Annotated in this window: 14 protein-coding genes; 7 read left to right on the forward strand and 7 right to left on the reverse strand. The window is 61.7% G+C overall.

Features of this window, described 5'->3' with window-relative positions:
- Positions 1–164: 164 nt before the first annotated feature.
- Both ISP18_RS21410 and pgmB read right to left on the reverse strand, forming a co-directional pair.
- Positions 165–2,711 carry a TonB-dependent receptor gene (locus ISP18_RS21410; RefSeq protein WP_380007279.1) on the reverse strand — a complete coding sequence of 849 codons (2,547 nt, stop codon included), beginning with the start codon at positions 2,709–2,711 and terminating at the stop codon, positions 165–167.
- 62 nt (positions 2,712–2,773) lie between these two features.
- Positions 2,774–5,791, reverse strand: coding sequence for a beta-phosphoglucomutase (gene pgmB / locus ISP18_RS21415; RefSeq protein WP_380007282.1), 3,018 nt, complete (start codon positions 5,789–5,791; stop codon positions 2,774–2,776).
- A 299-nt stretch (positions 5,792–6,090) separates the two neighbouring features.
- On the opposite strand from pgmB, the gene ISP18_RS21420 reads away from it, so the two are divergent.
- Positions 6,091–7,053: a LacI family DNA-binding transcriptional regulator gene (locus ISP18_RS21420; protein WP_380010892.1), complete on the forward strand. Its 963-nt coding sequence runs from the start codon at positions 6,091–6,093 to the stop codon at positions 7,051–7,053.
- A 31-nt stretch (positions 7,054–7,084) separates the two neighbouring features.
- On the opposite strand, the gene ISP18_RS21425 is transcribed toward ISP18_RS21420, so the two are convergent.
- The 3 genes from ISP18_RS21425 to ISP18_RS21435 all read right to left on the reverse strand — a co-directional run bounded on the left by ISP18_RS21425 (position 7,085) and on the right by ISP18_RS21435 (position 9,469).
- Positions 7,085–7,480 carry a type II toxin-antitoxin system VapC family toxin gene (locus tag ISP18_RS21425; protein WP_380007285.1) on the reverse strand — a complete coding sequence of 132 codons (396 nt, stop codon included), beginning with the start codon at positions 7,478–7,480 and terminating at the stop codon, positions 7,085–7,087.
- A complete protein-coding gene (locus tag ISP18_RS21430) occupies positions 7,477–7,728 on the reverse strand; it encodes an AbrB/MazE/SpoVT family DNA-binding domain-containing protein (protein WP_380007288.1) in 252 nt (83 codons plus the stop codon). Before ISP18_RS21430 ends, ISP18_RS21425 begins: the two co-directional genes overlap by 4 nt.
- 121 nt (positions 7,729–7,849) lie before the next feature.
- The gene (locus ISP18_RS21435; protein ID WP_380007290.1) at positions 7,850–9,469 is read right to left on the reverse strand and encodes a sensor histidine kinase; all 1,620 of its coding nucleotides are present in this window, start codon (positions 9,467–9,469) and stop codon (positions 7,850–7,852) included.
- A 367-nt stretch (positions 9,470–9,836) separates the two neighbouring features.
- On the opposite strand from ISP18_RS21435, the gene sucC reads away from it, so the two are divergent.
- The 3 genes from sucC to ISP18_RS21450 all read left to right on the forward strand — a co-directional run bounded on the left by sucC (position 9,837) and on the right by ISP18_RS21450 (position 13,759).
- Positions 9,837–10,997 (forward strand): ADP-forming succinate--CoA ligase subunit beta, encoded by a 1,161-nt coding sequence (sucC, locus tag ISP18_RS21440; protein ID WP_380007293.1) that lies wholly within the window; start codon positions 9,837–9,839, stop codon positions 10,995–10,997.
- 13 nt (positions 10,998–11,010) lie between these two features.
- Positions 11,011–11,886: a succinate--CoA ligase subunit alpha gene (sucD, locus tag ISP18_RS21445; protein WP_380007296.1), complete on the forward strand. Its 876-nt coding sequence runs from the start codon at positions 11,011–11,013 to the stop codon at positions 11,884–11,886.
- Between the two features lie 235 nt (positions 11,887–12,121).
- The gene (locus ISP18_RS21450) at positions 12,122–13,759 is read left to right on the forward strand and encodes an NAD+ synthase (RefSeq protein WP_380007299.1); all 1,638 of its coding nucleotides are present in this window, start codon (positions 12,122–12,124) and stop codon (positions 13,757–13,759) included.
- Between the two features lie 119 nt (positions 13,760–13,878).
- Here ISP18_RS21450 and ISP18_RS21455 read toward each other — a convergent pair whose 3' ends face one another.
- The gene (locus tag ISP18_RS21455) at positions 13,879–14,739 is read right to left on the reverse strand and encodes an outer membrane protein assembly factor BamD (RefSeq protein WP_380007302.1); all 861 of its coding nucleotides are present in this window, start codon (positions 14,737–14,739) and stop codon (positions 13,879–13,881) included.
- 71 nt (positions 14,740–14,810) lie between these two features.
- On the opposite strand from ISP18_RS21455, the gene rluD reads away from it, so the two are divergent.
- The 3 genes from rluD (at position 14,811) to clpB (ending at position 19,345) form a co-directional block, all read left to right on the forward strand.
- Positions 14,811–15,791, forward strand: coding sequence for a 23S rRNA pseudouridine(1911/1915/1917) synthase RluD (rluD, locus tag ISP18_RS21460; RefSeq protein ID WP_380007305.1), 981 nt, complete (start codon positions 14,811–14,813; stop codon positions 15,789–15,791).
- A gap of 14 nt (positions 15,792–15,805) precedes the next feature.
- The gene (pgeF, locus tag ISP18_RS21465; RefSeq protein ID WP_380007308.1) at positions 15,806–16,552 is read left to right on the forward strand and encodes a peptidoglycan editing factor PgeF; all 747 of its coding nucleotides are present in this window, start codon (positions 15,806–15,808) and stop codon (positions 16,550–16,552) included.
- Positions 16,553–16,759: 207 nt separating this feature from the next.
- Positions 16,760–19,345 (forward strand): ATP-dependent chaperone ClpB, encoded by a 2,586-nt coding sequence (clpB, locus tag ISP18_RS21470; protein WP_380007311.1) that lies wholly within the window; start codon positions 16,760–16,762, stop codon positions 19,343–19,345.
- Positions 19,346–19,498: 153 nt separating this feature from the next.
- Here clpB and ISP18_RS21475 read toward each other — a convergent pair whose 3' ends face one another.
- Positions 19,499–21,529 (reverse strand): tetratricopeptide repeat-containing sulfotransferase family protein, encoded by a 2,031-nt coding sequence (locus ISP18_RS21475; protein WP_380007314.1) that lies wholly within the window; start codon positions 21,527–21,529, stop codon positions 19,499–19,501.
- Between the last annotated feature and the right edge of the window lie 7 nt (positions 21,530–21,536).

Consider the following 21,536-nt stretch of genomic DNA (forward strand, 5'->3'; position numbering starts at 1 on the left):
CCCGCCGCAGCGGCTACTGACGGACGAACTCTACAACGTGTTATGAGGGGAAAGTCCATGGCCGGATGCTGCGCCCGGCCATGGGAGCCCAAAGGAGGGGAGGGCGGCTAAAGCCTTTCAACACTCCCTCTCCCAAAGCGGGAGAGGGAGCAAAAGTACGGCAATCAGAAGTTGTACTTGATCTGACCCTGCACCTCACGACCTTCGATCGAACGCGCCAGAATCACGCCGCCCGTACTCGCAAAACCGAATAGACGCGCGTTGCCTTCCGTAATGCCGATCTGGTTGGTCAGGTTGGTGCCCTGCACGCTATACACCCAGTGCTGGCCTACGTTCGCCAGCAAGCCGAAGCTCAGGTCGTAGTAGCTGCCCAGCGGCTGCTGCTGGATCAGGTCGCCATAGCGATTGCCGACGTGTTCGTAGGTGATCCATGCCTTGACATCCCCCCAGCTGGTTGGCAGGTCGTACGAAGGCGTCAGGCGGAACTGGAGTTTCGGCTGACGCTGCAGCTGCATGCCGTTGATGCTGGTGCATTGCGTGCTGCCGTTCTGCGCGGTGTAGGTCACGCAACCGATGTAGCGGTTGTAGTGGCCATCCATGTAGTCGCCGGAGAGCGTGATTGCGGCATGCTCGAACGGCTTGACGGTCGTCGTGAAATTGACGCCCTTCGTTTGCGAGCCGTACACGAAGGTCTGCTGGCCGGTATCTGTGGTGATGGTGTAAGGCACGTTGTAGAACAAACGGCGATACGCGCTGACGTCGGCGTAGATCCAGTCGGCCTGATACTTGAAGCCGATTTCGTAGTTCTTGATCTTTTGAATCGGCGTGGTGGGTAATCCGCGCAGGTCGTCAAAGCCGGGAAAGTGGATACCCAGGTTCGCACGAACATAGGCGCTCATGTTCGGGTTGAACTCGTAGTTGGCGCCGAGCGTCCAGGACTTTTCGGTTTTCAGGTAGTGGATGTACTGCTGCCCTGGGGCGAAGTACTGCGAACTGTTGTTGTACAAGGTGTACTTGTTGTTATCGAGATCCGTCGTAGCCGTGTTGGCAATAGCGCCATCGGCCTGCTGGCGTTCCACGCGCAGACCGCCGTCGATCAACCAGTTGCCGATCTTCCAGCTATCGGTGGCGAAGAAGGCGGTGTTGAAGCCGTTCCAGCGTTCTTTGACGGCCGTGCTCACCCCGCTGGTGAAGCCCTGCGGGTCGGTGAGCTGATAGGTATTGGCGCCGTTGCTCAGCGAAACCACGATTGGGTTCGGATTGGTCTGCGCCTGCAGCAACATGTCGTTGCCGAGGAACCAAGTGTCGTGATCGTTGTAGACGGCCGTGTAGTTGCCGACGGTCAGCGTATTGCCTTCAAACAATTCCTTGCTGACATGGAATTCGTTGCTGATGGCCTGGATGACCTTGTGCACATACCAGAGACCTTGCGTGGTGACGTTCTGGTTCAAGCTGGCCGCCTGACCATTGGCGTAAGTGGCGGTGGGGGTAAGACCGGCAGGCAGTCCATCGGCTGTTTCGGCAGAAGCGATGTAGTTCCCTAGCGTGGTCGGGTTGTTGCCCGTGCTGAAGAACGAGATGGTGTTCATCTCGCCGCCGGTGAAGCCCAGCTTGTCGGAGATCGACCAGCCGTTGCCGAAATCCCAGTCGAAGTTGGCGCCGAACATATGGATGTCCGCACCGCGGCCCTTGGCCAGATTCACTTCCTGGCCGCCCGGCGTGCAGCCGGGGGTGCCGCAGGGCGTGGTCTCGATGAATTCGCGTTGATCAGCCTTGCTGCCGAAGGTGCCAGTGAGCGGACTGAAGCCGGGGTAGTTGGAGAAGTTGCCCGCGCTCGGATTGAGGATCGGCGTGTCGGTGACGAACTGGTTGTGATCCTTCAGCGAACGCGCGTAGAACATCAGCGAGCCGTTGTCCCAGTCGCGCGTCAGCGTAGCGGTGAGTTGGCCGCCGTTGTCGGCCGGGAACTGTGGATCGCGCACACCGTCCGAACGGCGCCAGAACCCGCCGACGCTGCCGTACCAGTTGTTGGCGACTTTGAAGCCGATAAAGCCGTCCAGGCGCTCCATGCCTTCCGAGCCATAGGTGAAGCCGATATCGCCGGAGGGCACATCGGTACCTTCACGCAGGATGAAGTTCGCCGTGACGCCGGGCTGGCCGTTGCCATACAACACCGACGGGCCGCCCTGCACGATTTCCGCGCGATCGATGGTGTCATCAAGGCGGAACATCGAGGAGTTTTCCATGAACGACAAGGTCGACATGGGATACAGCGGCGTGCCGTTGAGCTGGAACGTGGCATACGGTGCATCGCCGCCGCCCGGGAAGCCGGCCACTTCGATGTTGGCGCCGGTCTGGCCGCCGGAGGATTCGGGATACACGCCGGGCGAAGCCTTCAAGAGATCGGCCGAGCTCTTGGGGTTGGCTTCCTTGATCTGCTGCGCAGTCATCGAAGTGATCGAATAGCTGGCGTCGATCTTCTTGATACCGCCGAAGCTCGCAGTACCGGTCACCACGACTTGCTGCAAGGTTTGTGCATTTTTGGCGTTGGCGTTCTGCTGTGCGCCGGGGCTGGCCTTGGCAGGGGCCGTTGTGGGTGCCGTCGTCGAACTCTGCGTCTGGCCGTTGTCCTGGGCATAAGTAGCGCCGGACATAAGCGTGGCCGCGATGGCCGCCGATAACGCTACGCGTGTGAGTGGCTTGGTCTTCATCGAACGTTCTCCCCAACTGTTTCGTTTGTGATTGGCGCGGCGTAACCGCGTCTGTTAGCCGCTTATGTCGTAAACAAACTGATATCGAACGCGGCGACGTTCGACAGCAGCAGATCCGCCTCGGCCAGTGCCTGTGCATGGCCTACACCTACCGCCTTCATTCCCGCAGCGTGAATGCTGGCGATTCCTGCCGCGGCGTCCTCCACGCCGATACATTCGCTCGGCTCCAAGCCGAGGCCGCGCGCGGCGGCCAGGAAAATCTCGGGATCGGGCTTGGCGCGACTGACGCGGTTGGCATCCACTACGTAGTCGAACAAGTCGGCGATTCCGAGCCTTTCCAGCAAAAGCGGTGCATTGCGGCTGGCTGATGCCAGCGCGGTTTTCAGGCCTGCGCGATGTACCGATTCGATGGCGTTGCGCGAGCCGGGCAACAGGTTGTGCGGGCCGAAGCTTTCGATCTGCTGTCGGTAGTAGTCGTTCTTACGCGAGGCGAGCGCTTCCTTCTCGTCTTCGGAATACGCGCGCGGTGCCCGCTCCAGCAGAATGTCCAGCGAACCGCGGCGATCGACGCCTTTGAGCCGTTCGCCCACCGAGTCGTCGAAGGCGATGCCGATTTCGCCTGCGAGCCGTTTCCAGGCGGCGTGATGCACCACCGCCGTATCGGCGATCACACCATCGAGATCGAAGATCACGCCCTTGATCGAAGGACGTGCGTGCGCATGCAGCGGCAGATTCACCGTGTGGCCGGCATACAGCGACACCATTTTTCCATGATGGAGAATGTCCAGTTGCGCGCCTTCGGTAAGCGCGTATTCCACGCGATCCTTCTTCACCGTCACGCGGATATGGTGATCGCGCCAGCGCACGCCGAAGCGATAGCTGCCCCATGCCGCCGGCAGGCTGGGCGCGAAGGCCGGCCGACCATCGATCACGCGCATGCCGCCGAAGCCCCAGGCCAGCGCCAGCCAGCTGCCAGCCATGGCCGCCATGTGCACGCCGTGCGAGGTGTTGCCATGCAGGTTGTCGATATCCACGCGCAGCGTGTCGAGAAAGTAGGCGTATGCCTTCTGCGCATAACCCACATCCGCCGCGACGATGCTGAAGGTGGAAGCCGACAGCGTGGAATCGTGCACGGTGACGCCTTCGTAGTAATCGAAGTTGCGCCGTTTGGTTTCCATGTCGATGGCATTGCCGGCTAGCACGAATGCCTGCAACACGTCGGCCTGTTTGCACACCTGGTGACGATAGATAGTCAGCGGATGCAGTTGCAGCAGCAGCGGGCGATGGCCGTGTTCACTCGGACGCGCGATCGGTAGTCGTGGCTTGTTGAGGAAGTCATCGTCCTGCGGAAAGATGCCCAGCTCCGGATCGACCGGCAGGTACATGGCATCGGCCGCGGCCAGCCATGCTGCGATTTCTCGGTCCGACAGCTCGAGCATCGTGGCGATGCGCGCGTAATCGTGCGGGCGTTCGCGCCCCAGTTGCGAGGCCACCGAGGCGGCATAGCGCAAATGCTGTTGCGCCATGTGATTGGTGTAATAGTTGTTGTCGACCAGCGCGGTGTATTCGTCGGGTCCGGTAACCTGGCAGATGCAGAACGCATTGCCGCGGCGGGGATTGTAGTGGCCCACGTGATGCCACAGGCGCGCGGTTTCGAACAACACTTCGGCGCCGCCGTGCACCAGGAAATCCACGTCGCCGGTCGCTTCGAGGTAGAGACGGATCGCAAACGCGATTGCCGCATTGATGTGGTATTGCGCGGAACCCGAGGGGAAGTACGCCGAACACTCGTCGCCACTAATCGTGCGCCACGCATAGAGCGCGCCGGCGGGGTGGTTCATCTCGCGCGCGTGATTGCGTGCGCGGTCGAGCGTATTCACACGGTATTCGAGCATGCTGCGCGCACGCTCGGGCGAGGTGAGCGCCAGCACGGGCAGGATGAAGGCTTCGGCGTCCCAGAAATAATGCCCTTCGTAACCTTCGCCCGTGAGGCCTTTCGCCGCAGCGCTGCCGCTACCGTCGCGACCGACAGATTGCAGCAGATGGAACAGGTTGAAGCGCAGCGCTTGTTCGACCGCTGAATCGCCATGGATCTCAAGATCCGCCGCTTGCCAGAACGTCGCGCAGGAACGTGCCTGTTCGGCACGATGCATGTCGAAATCCAAGGTAAGCGCGCGTTCGAGCGTGGTGGCGACGGCATCGAGCAGGGAGGCTTCGGTATCGCCGCCTTCAGGACGGCTCCAGGCATAGGCGACGAATTTTTCCAGCACCACGCTGTCGCCAGGATTCAAATTCGCCACGTAGTGCTGCTGCACGCCTTCGCTGTCCTCGATGATCGCGCGGGCGAAAGCGAGGTTCGATTGCGTCAGGCGATGCCGTTGGCCGCTGGCCAGACGGATGGAGCTGTTTTGCGTGCGTTGGCAGATCGAAGCCAGCGTGCGATCGGCATCGGAGGTGGTGATACCGAGGCCGCCCTTGACGCGCGTGCCGATGCGCGGGTCGTCGCCTTGTTCGGCGGCGCCGATGCTGGCGATCAGCGCGGATTCCAGAGTGAGCGGGCCGCTGTAATCAATGGACGTGACGCGATAGCGGATGCACAGCAGATTCGGCGTATGTAGGGGAACGATCCGCTCCGCGTCGATCTGCAGGGTGACGCCGGTAGGGGAGCGCCAGCGCAGCGTTCGTTCCAGGCAGCCGGCGCGCAGATCCAGCGCTTGTTCAAAGGTCAGCCACTCGCCTTCGCCGAGGTCGATCGGCGCTTCGCCCAGGCGCAGGGCGATGCGGGTGCCGTCGGGTATGGGAATGCGCGTATCGGTGCTGCGGGCAAAACCGGGGAAGCGTTCGTGATATTCGATCGGGGTGCGTTCCCACACACCGGTCAGGAAGCTGCCCTGGCTGGGACTGCGATCTTCTTCGAATCCACCGCGCACGCCGAGCGTGCCGTTGGCGAGTGCGAACAGACTTTCGAGTTTGGCCTGTTCGCTTTCCGCCGGACGCTGCGCATGCACCAATCGCCAGGGATTGGGAGATGCCTGGAATGCCGGTTCCATGGCTATGGCCTGCGCATCGTGGCTGTGCACGCATTCTCCCCTTGGCATGTTCTGGTTGGTCTTCTCATCGGCCGACGCGGCCTGTGGCGGCAAAGGATAAGATTGAGTGATATCGATATCAAGATATCGATATCATCGCTGCGTCGCACCATGATGCGCCTGCCGGCGTCTCGAAAATGTGGTTGTTATCGGAATGCATTGGAGGAAAAGGCAACGCTCGGGCACACTTGCCACGCCGTACCGATCACGGCACACATGCATTCACCAGGGGGCGCCGCTTGACGCAAGCCAAGAAGAAACAACCTCTTGCGCACCGCCCCAGCCTCACCATGGCGGATCTGGCCGAACTGGCGGGGGTATCCAAGATCACCGTTTCGCGGGCCTTGAGCGAAAGCCCGCTGGTCAATGCCGAGACCCGCGAGCGGGTGCAGGCCTTGGCGCGCAAGCATGGCTACAAGTTAAACGTCAGTGCGCGGAACCTGCGTTTGCGCCGCAGCCATACCGTGGCGGTGATCGTGGAAATGAAGCCGTCGTCCGAGCGCACTATGTGGGATCCCTATCCGCTGTCACTGCTCGGCGGTATTTCCCAGGAGCTCACTTCGGCCGGCTTCAGCGTGCTGCTGACGACCCGCCAAGGCGCGTCCAATGCCGCGGTACAGGCAGCGGATGGACTGATTCTGCTCGGACAGGGCGCACGCCAGGATGCGGTGCGCCTATATGACAAGCTGGGCTTGCCGATGGTGGTCTGGGGCGCTCCGGAAGACAGCGGCGACAATCACATCGTGGTCGGCAGCGATAATCGCCAGGGTGGCATCATCGTGGCCGAGCGCTTTCTTTCTATCGGGCGGCGACATCCGGTGTTCATCGGCAACCCCGATCACCCAGAGATGGCGCAACGTCTGTTCGGCTTCGTCGATGAACTCGCCCGCCACGGCATCAAGCCGCTGCTATTGCGCCGAGCCGATTTCACCCTGGAATCGGGCGTTGATGCCGTGCGTTCGCTGTGGGCGCGCAAAGTGCGCTTCGATGCCATCTTCGCGTGCAGCGACTTGCTGGCGATGGGTGCGATTCGCGCGTTGGTTGAACTCGGGCAGTCGGTACCAAATGATGTTTCCGTGATCGGCTACGACGATACGCCGCTAGGTGCGAGTTTTCTGCCACCGTTGAGCACCGTGCGGCAGAACTGGCAGGAAGGCGGCGTGCTGCTTGCACGCAAAGTGCTGACCTTGATCCAGGGGCATCCGGTGCCGTCGCAGATGATGGCGACGACGTTGGTGGTGCGGTCTACTTGATGCAATGGCCGCGATGGCCATGTCACACGTATCAGAGCAAACGTGCAGCCTGTCCCTGCTTGGTGAGCAGATTGACTGCTTGCTTGTCGAACGACACGAATGTGTCAGCACCTAGCCAGTCGCCTTCATAGGCGATGACGCCGTCAGCGAAATCGCCTCCTGCATCAAGCAATGCGAGGCCGGCTTCGACGGCAGGGCGATTCACAACCACGTTATGGGAATCAAGTAGCGATCTGATGGTGTCGGCAACTTCGTCCCTAGGCAGTTTCATGCCCTTGAGCAGTATCCATACCAGTTCGCACAAACACGGCAAAGAAACCGCAATCAGAGAGGCGTCTTTCAGCACTTTGCTAGCTTTAGGACTCTGCTTTTTATCGTCCTGCAGGACTGCGCGAACGAGTATGTTCGTATCGACGGAAACCTTCATTTCTTCCCTGCCCAGCCATTCTCGATAATTTCGTTCATTTCCTCGATGGTGAGCCGCCGCTTGGACTTGCCAGCGAGCCGGCCGATAAACGCGTCAATGGTTCCGGTGGGCCGGACGGCTTTCAATTCGGCCCGGCCATCGGGCAGCAAATCCAGCTCCATCTTTTCGCCGGGTTTGATCCCCAAGTGCTGCAGAACTTCCTTTCGGAAGGTCACTTGGCCTCGTGCGGTGACAGTGAGGATGCTCATGGCGGTTTGCCTCTCAAATACCATGGGTGAATTGTAATGCAAATGTGCATTACACTCAAATGGCCGCAAGGCAGAAGTGGAAATTCCAGCAGGCGGAGATCAGGCGAAACGTGCTCGATTCCTAGACTGTAGGCTCGATCCGCACCGGCGGCGTCAACACCAGCCTGAAGCAGCTCCCACCGCCCGCCACGCGCACATATTCCAGTGCCGCCTGATTGGCCTCGGCCATCTGTCGCGCGAGATAAAGTCCCAAACCGGTGCCGTACTCGTGCGTGGTGTAGAACGGCTCGAAAATCTGCGCCGCCACTTTCGGCGCAATGCCGGGGCCGCGGTCGATCACTTCCAGGATCGGTACGCCGTGTTCGCCATGCCGCACTACCACCAGCACACGCGCTGATTCGCCGGGCATACGCCCGTAGCGCAGTGCGTTCTGCACCAGGTTCCACAACACCTGATGCAATTGCTGCGGATCGGCTACGGCGATCACGGGCGTGGCACTGTTGTCGATCACGCGCAGCGAATCGTTGCCCAGGTCATTGCTTTGCTTGTATTCGTCGACGAAATCGTGCGCCCACTCGCCCAGGTTCAAGGTTTCCGGACGCGAGCGCTCGCGCCGCGACAGCTGCAGGATGTTTTCGATGATGTCGTTGAGGCGGCTGCAGTGGTTGTTGATGATCTCCACCATGCGCAGGTCGGTGGTGCTCATCTCGTGCGATTCGGCCAGTAGCTGCGCGGAGTAGCGGATCGCCGCGAGCGGGTTGCGGATCTCGTGCGCGATCGAGGCGGAAAGGCGGCCCAGCGAGCCGAGCGTAAGTTCTTCCGCGCGGCGCGACACCAGCGAGGTATCGTCCAGGAAGATCAGCACCAGCGAATCGTCGTTCGGTGCGAGGCGGCTGAAGCGCGGCACTACTTCCGGCATGCCGTCGGCCAGTTGTGTGGCGGTTTCGTCCAGCTTGCCCGAGGTGATCCAGTGATAAAGGCGGCGCGACAGCTCCGGCGCCACGCGGCCGAGGTCGCGCTGATCGGACGAGGGATTACCTAGCAGCATCCACGCCGCTTCGTTGATCTGATGGATGCGGTTGGCGTCGTCCACCAGCATCACGCCGGTTTTCATGCGGCGGATGATCAGCTCGTTGACTTGAGCCAGGTTAACTAGGTCGATGCTGCGCTGTTCGGCCAGCGCCTCGCTGGCGCGCAGCTGACGGCCGAGCACGTTGCACAACACCACGATCGCGAAATAGGCCATGCCGAACAGGCCCGATTCGAGGAAATCGCGGTCGTCGACCGAAGCGGCGTGCGGCAGGGCGAACATGGTGCGACCGAGCACGCCCAGCGTGGCGAGCGCGGCCAGGAACAGGGCCAACCGCAGCGGCAGCAACAGGGCACCGGCGGCGAGGTTGACCGCCAGCATCATCGCGATGCCGATGCGCGCGTCGTTCATCGCCGCGATCGCCAGCACCGCCGCGACGATATCCATGAGCAGGGTGCCCAGGATGCCCAGCCAGCCCAGCGTCTTGGTCAGGTGGGTGATCGATATCACCGCCAAGGCAAACAGCAGGTAGCCCGCAGCCACCAGCCGCGCCAGGTCGCCGTTGTCCAGGTGGGGCCAGCCCATGCCGGAAGGGGTGAAGGCGAGCCCGACGTAGACCAGGGCCTGGGCCAGCCGGAAATAATTGAGGAACAGCAGCTCGTGGCGGGTGGTCGTGCTATTGGGCGAATCGACGATCGCGCGGCTGGACACGGGTTTGGACACTCGCGAAGAGAAGTGGCTGCTATCCCCTCTTTCCTCCCGGGAGAGGGCTGGGGGAGGACAATCTTGCGACAGAACAACATCGAAGCGAACTTCGATGCACCACTTTCGCAAGATTGCCCCCTCACCTCAATCCTCTCGCCAAAGAGGAAAGGAAGCAAACGCGAGTGAGTTGCCCCTTTCCATCCCACCCCGCTTCCGCGAAAATACCGGGCCGTATTGCGCGGTTTTCGCCATGTCGAAGCATGGCCGCGGCGCACTGCACGCCGGTAGTGCGTATCACCGCCGTCCGTTCTCCCAAGTCTGTGCCATGGCTATCGCGCAGGCTCGATCCTTCCCCATTCACTCGAGGTATCGAATGAATTTCCACGAGTACCAGGCCAAAGAGCTGTTCGCGCAGTACGGTATCGCCGTGCCGCCGGGCAAAATCGCCAACTCCCCCGACGCCGCCGTCGATGTCGCCAAGCACCTGGGCGGCACGCAATGGATGGTCAAGGCCCAGATCCACGCAGGTGGTCGCGGTAAGGCCGGCGGCGTCAAGTTCTGCAAGAGCCTGGACGACGTCCACGCCGCCGCCAAGGGCATGCTGGGCAAGAACATGGAAACGTACCAGTCCGCCGGCCGCGCGCTGCCGGTGCACCTGGTGCTGGTCACCGATGCCACGAATATCGCTAAGGAGCTGTACCTGTCGATCCTGGTCGACCGCGACAGCAAGGCCGTCACCTTCATCGCCTCCAAGCACGGCGGTGTGGATATCGAACAGGTTGCCAAGGAAACGCCGGACGACATCCACACCATCGTGGTGGATTTCATCGAAGGGCTGCAGCCGTACCAGTGCCGCCAGCTCGGCTTCGCGATGGATCTGAACCCCAAGCAGGTCAGCCAGCTCACGAAGATCATGCTGGGCCTGTACAAGCTGTTCAACGAGAAGGATCTGTCGCTGGTCGAGCTCAACCCGCTCGCCATTCTCGAAGACGGCAACCTCGCCGCGCTCGACGGCAAGGTCAACTCCGACGACAACGCCGAGTTCCGCCATGCGGACCTGGCCAAGATGCGCGACCTCACACAGGAAGACGCCGCTGAAGCGGCAGCCGTGCAGCACAACCTCAACTACGTGACCATGGACGGCAACATCGGCTGCATGGTCAACGGCGCGGGCCTGGCCATGGCCACGATGGACGTGATCAAGCTGGCAGGCGGCGAGCCGGCCAACTTCCTCGACGTCGGCGGCGGTGCCACCAAGGAGCGCGTCACCGAGGCGTTCAAGCTGATTCTCTCCTCCGACAAGGTGCGCGCCATCCTGGTGAACATCTTCGGCGGCATCGTGCGCTGCGACTTGATCGCCGAAGGCATCATCGCCGCGGTGAAGGAAGTGGGCTTGAAGATTCCGGTGGTGGTGCGCCTGCAGGGCACCAATGTGGAGAAGGGCCGCGAACTGCTGGCCAACTCCGGCCTGGCGATCACGCCGGCTGACGATCTCAACGACGCGGCGAAGAAAGCCGTGACCGCCGCGAAGTGAGGAGCGATTAACCATGAGCGTTTTGGTCAATAAGAACACCAAGGTGATCGTGCAGGGCTTTACCGGCCAGCAGGGCACCTTCCACGCCGAACAGGCGATCGACTACGGCACCAAGGTGGTCGGCGGCGTGACCCCGGGTAAGGGTGGCACCGAGCACATCGGCCTGCCGGTCTTCAACAGCGTGGCCGAAGCGGTCGACGAAACCGGCGCCGACGCGTCGGTGATCTTCGTGCCGCCGCCGTTCGCTGCGGACTCCATTCTCGAAGCCATCGACGCCGGTGTGCGCGTGATCGTGACGATCACCGAAGGCATTCCGGTGCTCGACATGCTGCGCGTGAAGAACGTGCTGTCGCAGCATCCGGAAACCGTGCTGATCGGCCCGAACTGCCCCGGCATCATCACCCCGGGCGAATGCAAGATCGGCATCATGCCGGGTCACATCCACAAGCCGGGCAAGGTCGGTATCGTGTCGCGCTCCGGCACGCTGACTTATGAAGCCGTGTTCCAGACCACCAACGAAGGCCTGGGCCAGTCCACCTGCATCGGCATCGGCGGCGACCCGATCAACGGTCTGAACTTCATCGACTGCTTGAAGCTGTTCCAGGACGATCCGCAGACCGAAGGCATCATCATGGTCGGCGAAATCGGCGGCAGCGCCGAGGAAGAGGCGGCGGAGTTCATCGGCGAATACGTCAAGAAGCCGGTGGTGTCCTTCATCGCGGGCGCCTCGGCTCCGGCCGGCAAGCGCATGGGCCATGCTGGTGCCATCATCTCCGGTGGCAAGGGCACGGCGGCGGCGAAGTTTGCCGCGCTGGAGAAGGCCGGTGTCACCACGGTGAAGTCGCCTGCCGATCTGGGTAAGACGCTGGCTGGTTTGCTGAAGAAGTAATCGGCTGCCTTGCAGTGATCGAAAAAAGGGCCGCGGTGACGCGGCCCTTTTTTTTTGTTCTCTAGCTTCTGAGTGGAGGAGCGACGTAGGCTGGGACTGTTATCCCAGCCTACGCGTCGAGCGAGATTCACTCGTCCCCAGCCCACTCCGGAGGAAAGGGGAGTTACATCGCGCACCCTTGTTCCGCAGCTCATCCACTACCATGTAGCGCCAGTTCAACCTGGATAAGCAACACATGGCCGTTATTCGCCTGGCCCTGGCCCAATACGATTTCCCCGTCGGCGCCGTCGCCGCCAACGCCGCCAAAGTCCGCGAGCTGATGACGCGCGCCCGCGAAGGTGGTGCCTCGCTGGCGGTGTTTCCAGAGCTGACAATTAGTGGCTATCCGCCCGAAGATCTGCTGCTGCGCCCCAGCTTTCTCGCTGCCTGCCAGGATGCCATCCAGGAGCTTGCCGCCGGCACCAACGGGCTGGCCGCGATCGTCGGTTTTCCGCACAGCTTGGGCGAGGTGTACAACGCCGCGGCATTTCTGCGCGGCGGCGAAATTGCGCAGATCACGCACAAGCAGGCCTTACCCAATTACGGCGTCTTCGACGACAAACGCTATTTCCGCCCCGGCCGCACCAGCGCGGTGGAGGTGGTCGATGGTGTGCGTGTCGGTTACCTGATCTGCGAGGACGTGTGGCAGGCCGAGCCGGCTGCCGCGGCGGCTGCCGCAGGTGCGGAGCTGATCGTGGTGATCAACGCCTCGCCGTGGGACGACGCCAAGCAGACCGCTCGCGAAGAAGTCTTGGTGGCGCGTGCGAAGGAAACCGGCTGCGCGTTTGTGTATCTCAATCTCATCGGTGGGCAGGACGAAGTCGTGTACGACGGCGGCACGTTGCTGGTGAATGGCGACGGCAGCATCGCTGCACGCGCTCCGGCTTTCGTCGATGCGCTGCTGTGGGCCGATTTCGATACTGATAGCCGCACGCTGCACGCGTTGGATTGGCCCACGGTGTCTGATGGCTCGCGTGAAGCAACGCTCTACGGCGCCCTGGTCCGTGGTGTTCGCGACTACATCGACAAGAACGGCTTCGGCGGCGTGCTGCTTGGGCTCTCCGGCGGCATCGATTCGGCATTGACGCTTACGCTGGCTGTGGATGCGCTCGGCCCGGATCGCGTCACGGCGGTGATGATGCCGATGCGCTACACCTCGCAGCTCTCGCTCGATGGCGCTCGCGAACAGGCCGAACGGCTTGGCGTGCAATACCACGTGATCGGCATCGAGCCGGTCTACGACACCTTCATGGCGGCACTCACGCCCGTGTTCGAGGGCAAGCAGCCGGATGTCACCGAGGAAAACCTGCAATCGCGCACGCGCGGCGTGATGCTGATGGCGCTATCCAACAAGCACAGCCGCCTGTTGCTGGCGACCGGCAACAAGAGCGAGATGGCGGTGGGTTACGCCACGTTATACGGCGACATGTGCGGGGCTTACGCACCGCTCAAGGATGTGTACAAGACGGAGGTCTACCGGCTCTCGCGCTGGCGCAATCAGGCCGAGCAGCGCAGGCAAGGTCCCGAAGCATGGGCGATTCCGCCTGCGGTGATCGAACGCCCGCCTTCCGCCGAACTGCGCGAAAACCAGACCGACCAGGATTCGCTGCCACCTTACGACGAGCTGGATGCCATCCTCGCCCGCTTCATCGAGGAAGAGCAGTCGCAAGCGGAAATCATCGCGGCCGGCTTCGATCCGAACGTCGTCCACCGCGTGGTGCGACTGGTGCTGGTCAACGAATTCAAGCGGCGCCAGTCCGCGCCGGGGCCGCGCGTCACTACCCGTGCTTTCGGGCGCGAGCGGCGGTATCCGATTACGTCGGGGTGGAAATAGCGTAACCATTCGGAGCCATCATTCTCGCGAACACGGGAACGGGCCAAACGATTAAGCCAACAAAAAAGCCGGTGGGCATCAAGCGCACCGGCTTTTTCATGTTTGATCAGACGCTTAGCTCAGTAGTGACCCGAGAACGGAATCAACTTGCGCAACATCGATGGCGAGTGCGGCCACTTCGGATCCTTCAGATATGGATGATCCGGATAGTTCTGCGTCAGCACCTGGCGCACCTGGTCGGCCTGCTGCTTCTGGTTCAGCGCCAGGTAGCTGCGGCACAGGATCGCCAGCGCATCGCCAGCCTGCGGCGACTCCTGGTAATGCTCGATCACGTACTGCGCGCGGTCGGCCGAGGCCACGTAGCCTTTGTTGCGCAGGTAGAACTTGGCAACGTTGATTTCGTACTGGGCCAGTACGTTGCGCAGGTAGATCATGCGCTGACGCGCGTCGGCGGCGTAGGCGCTATCGGGGAAACGGCGGCTGAGTTCGGCGAAATCATCGAACGACTTCAGGTTGTAGCCCTGATCGCGACGGGACTGCTTGCCTTCGGCTTCGCTGGAAAATGCGCGCTCGATGATGCCCGCGGTACGATCGAAGTTGATCATGCCGCGCAAGTAATAGGCATAATCCACATGTGGATTGAGCGGGTTCGACTTGATGAAGCGGTTGACTGTGGAATAGGCGTCATCCGGCTTGTTGTTCTTGTACTGTGCATAAGCCAGTTCAAGCTGGGCCTGCTCGTTGAACGGACCGGACGGGAAGCGGGCGATCAGGCGCTGGTACGCTTTCTCGGCCGCCGAATAGTCGGCATGCATCACATCGTTGTGGGCCTTGGCGTAAAGCTGCGGCAGCGGCAAGGTGTCGAGCGGATCGCCGCCGTGATGGAACCATGAGCAGGCGCTCATCGTCAGTGCCAGGACGAGCACGATCAGTACTTTAAGGGCAGATGTCGGGGCGGCCGGCAGCTTGGTTACGCGCATGAGTAAGGAGTTCAGATGTTTGAGCGAAAAGGGATCATAGCCGAAACCGGCTCACGGCCGGGGATTCAGGGATGAAGACGGGTTCCATCATCCGCCACGAGGCGATCGTGCCCTTGTCGGCGGCAGGTCGGAGGTTCGACCAGGCGTTGGCCGAGATGTTCCCGGACTATTCACGCTCCCGCCTTACCGCCTGGATCAAGGCCGGCGCAGTAACGCTGGACGGCGCATCGGCCGCGCCGCGTCACCTGCTAAAGGGCGGGGAACGGGTGCAACTGGAGGCCGAGCTGGAAGCCGAGGTATTCAGCGAACCGGAGGCCATCGCGCTGGACATCGTCCACGAAGATGAGTCCGTGCTGGTACTGAACAAGCCTGTCGGCCTGGTGGTGCACCCTGGCGCAGGCAATCCGGCGGGCACCTTGCTCAATGCACTCCTGCATCACGCCCCGAAGCTGACCGAGCTACCGCGCGGGGGCATCGTGCATCGGCTGGACAAGGACACCTCCGGCCTGATGGTGGTCGCCAAGACTCTCGCCGCGCATACGGCGTTGGTTGAGATGCTGTCCAGCCACGAGGTCGAGCGGCAGTACGAGGCCGTGGTGCTGGGCGCGCTGATCGCCGGCGGCACCGTCGATGCCCACATCGGCCGCCATCACAGCGACCGTTTGCGCCAGGCCGTGCGCGACGAGGAAGACGGCAAGCACGCCATCACCCACTACCGCCTGCGCGAGCGTTTCCGTGCGCACAGCTTGATCCAGTGCAATCTGGAAACCGGGCGCACGCACCAGATCCGCGTGCACATGGCACACATCGGTCATCCGCTGGTGGGCGACCAGCTCTACGGCGGCAGCTTGAAACTCCCAAAGCGCGCCACGCCGGAATTGGTGGTCGCCTTGCGTGGATTTCGCAGGCAAGCGCTGCATGCGGAACGATTGTCGTTCGAGCATCCCGTTACCGGCGAAGCCTTGTCGTTCGAAGCGCCGCGTCCGGATGACATGGATGCGCTGATCGTGACACTTCGCGCCGATCTGGCGGTCAACGGTCCGAACGAGTAAGCACGGTGCCTTCGATGACGGACGCCTGGATCTTCCCCCACTGGCCCGCCCCACGCGGCGTGCATGCTGCCATCACGACATGCGATGGACCTGGTGTTTCGCAGCCGCCATTTGGGCGGTTCAATCTTGGCCTGCGCAGCGGCGAAGACGAACAGACTGTGCGCAGCAATCGAAGCGCACTACGCCAGTCGCTGGCGCTCCCCGCGGAGCCACGCTGGCTGCGGCAGGTGCATGGCACCACAGTGGCCGAACTCGGCCCGTTGCCCAGTCCGGAGGAGCCAGAAGCGGATGCAGCGGTTTCGCATTTGCCTGGCACGGTGCTGGCGATTCTTACCGCGGATTGCCTGCCAGTGCTGTTCTGTGCCGACGACGGCAGCACCATTGGTGCGGCGCATGCCGGCTGGCGCGGGCTTGCCGCTGGCGTACTGGAAGATACGATCGAACAGATGCAGCGGCCGGCGGCAAGCCTGCTGGCCTGGCTTGGGCCGTGCATCGGCGCGCCTTCGTATGAGGTCGGTGAAGAGGTGCGCAAGGCCTTTCTTCGCCACGATGCCACCGCGGCGTCCGCATTCGTGTCGACGCGCCCGGGTCACTGGCTGTGTGACCTGGCGGCCTTGGCCAGACAGCGTCTGCAGGCCGCAGGCGTTACGCGCATTTCCGGCGGCGACTTTGATACCCGCACGGATGAGCGGTTCTATTCCTATCGGCGCGAAGGTGCGCGCAGCGGGCGCTTTGCCAGCCTGATCTGGCTGGATGCGTAGGTTGGCGGTGAGGCCCGGACTTGATCCGGAGCGAACCCCAAAACCACCATGCACATCATGTGTCGGGGTTCACTACGCCTCACCACCAACCTACCGCTGAACGTCTCACCGGGCGGTCGTCCAGAATCTGCTTGAATCGCCCCGCGGTGTCCGCATCTTTGCCGGCAGTGGCGGCAAGTCCGCCAAAAACTTTTTGGGGATACTCCGATGCGAATGGACAAACTTACCTCGCGTTTCCAGCAGGCGCTTGCCGATGCGCAATCGCTGGCGGTGGGGCGCGACCACAACATGCTCGAACCGGTGCACATCATGGCGGCGCTGCTCGACCAGCAGGGCGGCTCGACTGCACCGCTGCTCACCCAGGCACACGTCAACGTGCCGACATTTCGTCAGCGCGTGTACGAACTGGTTGATCGGCTGCCGAAAGTCAGCGGGCAGGAAGGCAATATCCACGTGAGCAATGAGCTGACGCGACTGCTCAACCTTACCGACAAGCTTGCGCAGCAGCGCGGCGACCAATTCATCGCCAGCGAACTGTTCGTACTGGCGGCGCTGGAAGACAAGGGTGAACTCGGCGCCGCGCTGAAAGCGGCTGGGGCCAACAAGGCTAATCTTGAAGCCGCCATCGACGCGTTGCGTGGCGGTGAAAAGGTACAAAGCGAGAACGCCGAAGAGCAGCGCCAGGCGCTGGAAAAATACTGCGTCGATCTCACCGCGCGCGCCGAGAGCGGCAAGCTCGATCCGGTGATCGGGCGCGATGAGGAAATCCGCCGCGTGATCCAGGTGCTGCAGCGTCGCACCAAGAACAATCCCGTGCTGATCGGTGAGCCGGGTGTGGGTAAGACAGCCATTGTCGAAGGTCTCGCACAGCGCATCATCAAGAACGAAGTGCCCGAGGGCCTGCGCGACAAGCGCGTACTGTCGCTCGACATGGGCTCGTTGATTGCCGGCGCGAAATTCCGCGGCGAATTCGAAGAACGTCTGAAAGCCGTGCTCCATGATCTGGCCAAGAACGAAGGTCAGATCATCCTGTTCATCGACGAATTGCACACCATGGTCGGCGCAGGCAAGGCCGAAGGCGCGATGGACGCGGGCAACATGCTGAAGCCCGCGCTCGCACGCGGCGAGCTGCATTGCATTGGCGCCACCACGCTGGACGAATACCGCAAATACTTAGAGAAAGATGCCGCCTTGGAACGCCGCTTCCAGAAGGTGTACGTGGGCGAGCCGAACGTGGAGGACACCATCGCGATTCTGCGCGGCCTGAAGGAACGCTACGCCATGCATCACGGCGTGGAGATCACCGATCCAGCCATCGTCGCGGCGGCTACGTTGTCGAACCGCTACATCACCGATCGCCAGTTGCCGGACAAGGCCATCGACCTGATCGATGAAGCCGCTTCGCGCATCCGCATGGAGATCGACTCCAAACCTGAAGAGCTCGACCGCCTCGAGCGTCGCCTGATCCAGTTGAAGATCCAGCGCGAAATGCTGAAGAAGGAAACCGACGAAGCATCCAAGAAGCGCCTGGCCGATCTCGATAACGACATCGCCAGACTGGAGCGCGAGTTCTCCGATCTCAACGAAGTGTGGAAATCGGAGAAAGCCGCTTTGCAGGGCGCCACCAAGGTGAAGGAGCAGATCGAGCAAGCACGCGTGGAACTGGAAGCCGCGCAGCGCCGGCAGGACTACGCCAAGATGAGCGAGCTCCAGTACGGCCGCCTACCGGAACTGGAAAAGCAGCTCGCCGCCGCACAGGCTGCCGAAAAGCAGGAATTCAAGCTGGTGCAGGACCGCGTCACGGAAGAAGAGGTAGCCGAAGTGGTGTCGCGCTGGACCGGCATTCCCGTCAGCAAAATGCTGGAAGGCGAACGCGACAAGCTGTTGCACATGGAAGATTCGTTGCATAAGCGCGTGGTCGGCCAGGACGAAGCGGTGCGCGCCGTGTCTGACGCGATCCGCCGCGCGCGTGCGGGTTTGTCCGATCCGAATCGTCCTTACGGCTCGTTCCTGTTCCTCGGCCCCACCGGCGTGGGCAAGACCGAGTTGTGCAAGGCGCTGGCCGAATTCTTGTTCGATACACAGGAAGCGATCGTGCGCATCGACATGAGTGAGTTCATGGAGAAGCACTCCGTGGCCCGCTTGATCGGCGCGCCTCCGGGCTACGTCGGTTATGAAGAAGGCGGTTATCTCACCGAGGCGGTGCGTCGCCGTCCGTACAGCGTGATCTTGCTGGACGAAGTGGAGAAAGCGCACCCGGACGTCTTCAACGTGCTGCTGCAGGTGCTCGATGATGGGCGCCTCACCGATGGCCAGGGCCGCACGGTAGATTTCCGCAACACCGTGATCGTGATGACCTCCAACCTGGGCTCGCAACTCATCCAGGAAAGCGCGGGCGACTCCGAAGCGGACTACCTGCAGATGAAGGCAGCGGTGCTCGGCGTGGTGCAGGCGCATTTCCGGCCGGAATTCATCAACCGCCTGGACGAACTGGTGGTGTTCCGTCCGCTTGAGAAAAAGCAGATCCGCAAGATCGCGCTGATCCAGCTGACGTATCTGGAAAAGCGGCTGGCCGAACGTCAGCTCAAGATGGAGATCGACGACAAGGCACTGGATCTTCTGGGCAACGTCGGCTTCGATCCAGTTTACGGCGCGCGCCCGCTCAAGCGAGCGATCCAGCAGCAGTTGGAGAATCCGCTGGCGAGGGAAATTCTGGAAGGGCGCTTCGCGTCGGGCGACACGATTGTTGTGGGTGTGGAAGGCGGGCATCTGGTTTTCCACAAGCATGCCTGATGTTTCAGCCCTAGGGAGACCGGCGAGGCGAGGGGGCGATCATGTTGCACATCCCCTCACTGCCGTCATTCCCGCGAAAGCGGAGGCGCTTTTCAACAGCGAAGCTGGTCAATCTATCTTCGCTTTTGCATCAGAGCAAGTGGATTGATTTGATCAGAGCATGCCCGCATCGCGGTCGCGATAACGCACCAGCGCATCACCAAGCATGTTCTCGAGTGGACTGAGGTAAGGCGCATACTTCGCCCACTGGTCGACGCCATCGCGGAAGATGGGGCGACGCACTTGTTCGGAACTTGCAGTGCGCACGCTGCGTTCGGTCTTGTGAAATTCCAGGCAATTTGGCTCGAACGGCAGATCGCAGAAATCGAGGATTCGCCGCACGTTGCTTTCCAGGTCGTCGACCACGCTTTCGTGATACACGCGCAGCACGCGACCGGGAAGTACGTCGCCCCAATGCTGCATAAGATCGAGATAGGTGCGGTAGTAGCGCGCGATGTCCTCGATGCTATAAGTGAATTCCTGGCCAGTAGCGAACAGTTGCTTGAGGTTGCTGAAGCAGCAGGCCATGGGTTCGCGGCGCGCGTCGATGATCTTCGCATTCGGCAGCATCAGATGAATCAGGCCAAGGTGCCGGAAGTTGTTCGGCATCTTGTCGATAAAGTAAGGCTTGTTGCCTCGGTAGATGCGTGTGTCGCGCAGGTACTTTTCCCCCAGTTTGCGGAAATCCTCCGGCTGCATGTCTGCCAGCACGCCTGGGTAGCGGGGATCGTCGAGATTGAGATCGCGTCCTTGCAGATCGAGCACGATGCGGGGAATGTCGGCCAGTTCTTGCGTGCCTTCCACCTGCGAATGGGATGCGAGAATCTGTTCCAGCAGCGTGGAGCCCGCGCGCGGAAGGCCGACGATAAAAATAGGGTCCGGACTGGGATTGCCGACATTCGTGCGCTTTTCGAAGAACTCACGGGTGCAGACTTCGATCTGCCTACGCGTATTGGTTTCGATGATGTCCGCGCGATAGCGGCTTTCGGAGCGCTTGAGCGCATTGCCTTGTTCGTAATGGCGCCAAGACTGAGCATAGTCGCCACGATCTTCGAACGCCTTGCCCAGCGCGAAATTGAGATGATACCGATCGATCAGTGGCGTAGCTGAGGACGCCTCCTCGGTGCGCATGCGCGCGATTTCGTCGTCGTCGAAACGGTAGGTCTTGAGATTGGCCAGGCTCCAGTAGGCATCGCCAAAGTTGGGTCGTGCCGCCGTCGCCGCGCGGTAGGCGTCGATGGCATCGGTTTGCCGACCCTGTGTCTTGAGCGAATGCGCCAGCGACAGATGCAGATCGGCTGCGCCGGGTGCATCCTGCAGAAGCTTCCGGTACAGCGCGATGGCGCGATCGTGTTCGCCCAGGCCAACGCTCGCGCTGGCGTATAGCGTGCGGTAATCGAGATGATCGGGGTCGATCGTGAGCAGCTTTTCGATCTCCTCGCAGGCTCGCTTGTATAAATGCCGCTCAAACAGCACGCATGCATAGTCGTAGCGTGCCGCCCGATAATCCGGGGCGACCTTCAGCACGGCTTCGAGCAATATCTCCGCATCATCAAGTACCTCGCGCGCCAGGCCGATACGGGCGAGCAAGCGCATTCCCTCCACGTCGTTGCCGACTTTGAGTAGGTAGGCGCGGATGATCTGTTCGGCAGGATCGAGCTCGCCGTCCGAAAAATGACTGGTTGCGCGCACCACATCGGGTGCCAGGCGCTTGAGCGTGGCGACGTGCGAGGCAGCGGTCGCTGCGTTGGTGGCATCGCCGATCATGCGGTAAAGGCCTTCGAGCAGGTTCCAGCTCGAAGGCAGTGCCGGGTTGATGTTCACCGCATGCAAAAGCGCGTCGATCGCGCGCGGCGCATCGCGCAGCACCACGTAACAGTGGCCGCGCTCTTCGTGCAGACGGCTGTAACGTGGATGCGACTGTTCCATGCGTGCGAGCGTCTGCAATGCGGCGTCGATCTGCCCAAGGTAGCGCTGGCTGCGGGCAATGAGATAGAGCACTTCGTAATGGTCGGCTGCCTCGGTCAGCAACGCTTGGGCCGTCTGTAAGGCTTGCGTGTGCTGGCCGTCCACCTGCCATTGACGGATGCGCTGGATTTCAAGTTCCAGCGGCGAGAGGATCGGATCGATGGCCGTAGCGTTCATGGAAACG

It is taken from the genome of Dyella humi, from assembly GCF_044904605.1.
Classification (GTDB): domain Bacteria; phylum Pseudomonadota; class Gammaproteobacteria; order Xanthomonadales; family Rhodanobacteraceae; genus Dyella_B; species Dyella_B humi.

What these genes read in the sequence shown, in the direction of transcription:
- ISP18_RS21410 (WP_380007279.1), bottom strand. Translation starts at nt 2,711, where the DNA reads ATGAAGACCAAGCCACTCACACGCGTAGCGTTATCGGCGGCCATCGCG.
- ISP18_RS21420 (WP_380010892.1), top strand. Translation starts at nt 6,091, where the DNA reads ATGGCGGATCTGGCCGAACTGGCGGGGGTATCCAAGATCACCGTTTCG.
- ISP18_RS21425 (WP_380007285.1), bottom strand. Translation starts at nt 7,480, where the DNA reads ATGAAGGTTTCCGTCGATACGAACATACTCGTTCGCGCAGTCCTGCAG.
- ISP18_RS21430 (WP_380007288.1), bottom strand. Translation starts at nt 7,728, where the DNA reads ATGAGCATCCTCACTGTCACCGCACGAGGCCAAGTGACCTTCCGAAAG.
- sucC (WP_380007293.1), top strand. Translation starts at nt 9,837, where the DNA reads ATGAATTTCCACGAGTACCAGGCCAAAGAGCTGTTCGCGCAGTACGGT.
- sucD (WP_380007296.1), top strand. Translation starts at nt 11,011, where the DNA reads ATGAGCGTTTTGGTCAATAAGAACACCAAGGTGATCGTGCAGGGCTTT.
- ISP18_RS21450 (WP_380007299.1), top strand. Translation starts at nt 12,122, where the DNA reads ATGGCCGTTATTCGCCTGGCCCTGGCCCAATACGATTTCCCCGTCGGC.
- ISP18_RS21455 (WP_380007302.1), bottom strand. Translation starts at nt 14,739, where the DNA reads ATGCGCGTAACCAAGCTGCCGGCCGCCCCGACATCTGCCCTTAAAGTA.
- rluD (WP_380007305.1), top strand. Translation starts at nt 14,811, where the DNA reads ATGAAGACGGGTTCCATCATCCGCCACGAGGCGATCGTGCCCTTGTCG.
- pgeF (WP_380007308.1), top strand. Translation starts at nt 15,806, where the DNA reads ATGACGGACGCCTGGATCTTCCCCCACTGGCCCGCCCCACGCGGCGTG.
- clpB (WP_380007311.1), top strand. Translation starts at nt 16,760, where the DNA reads ATGCGAATGGACAAACTTACCTCGCGTTTCCAGCAGGCGCTTGCCGAT.
- ISP18_RS21475 (WP_380007314.1), bottom strand. Translation starts at nt 21,529, where the DNA reads ATGAACGCTACGGCCATCGATCCGATCCTCTCGCCGCTGGAACTTGAA.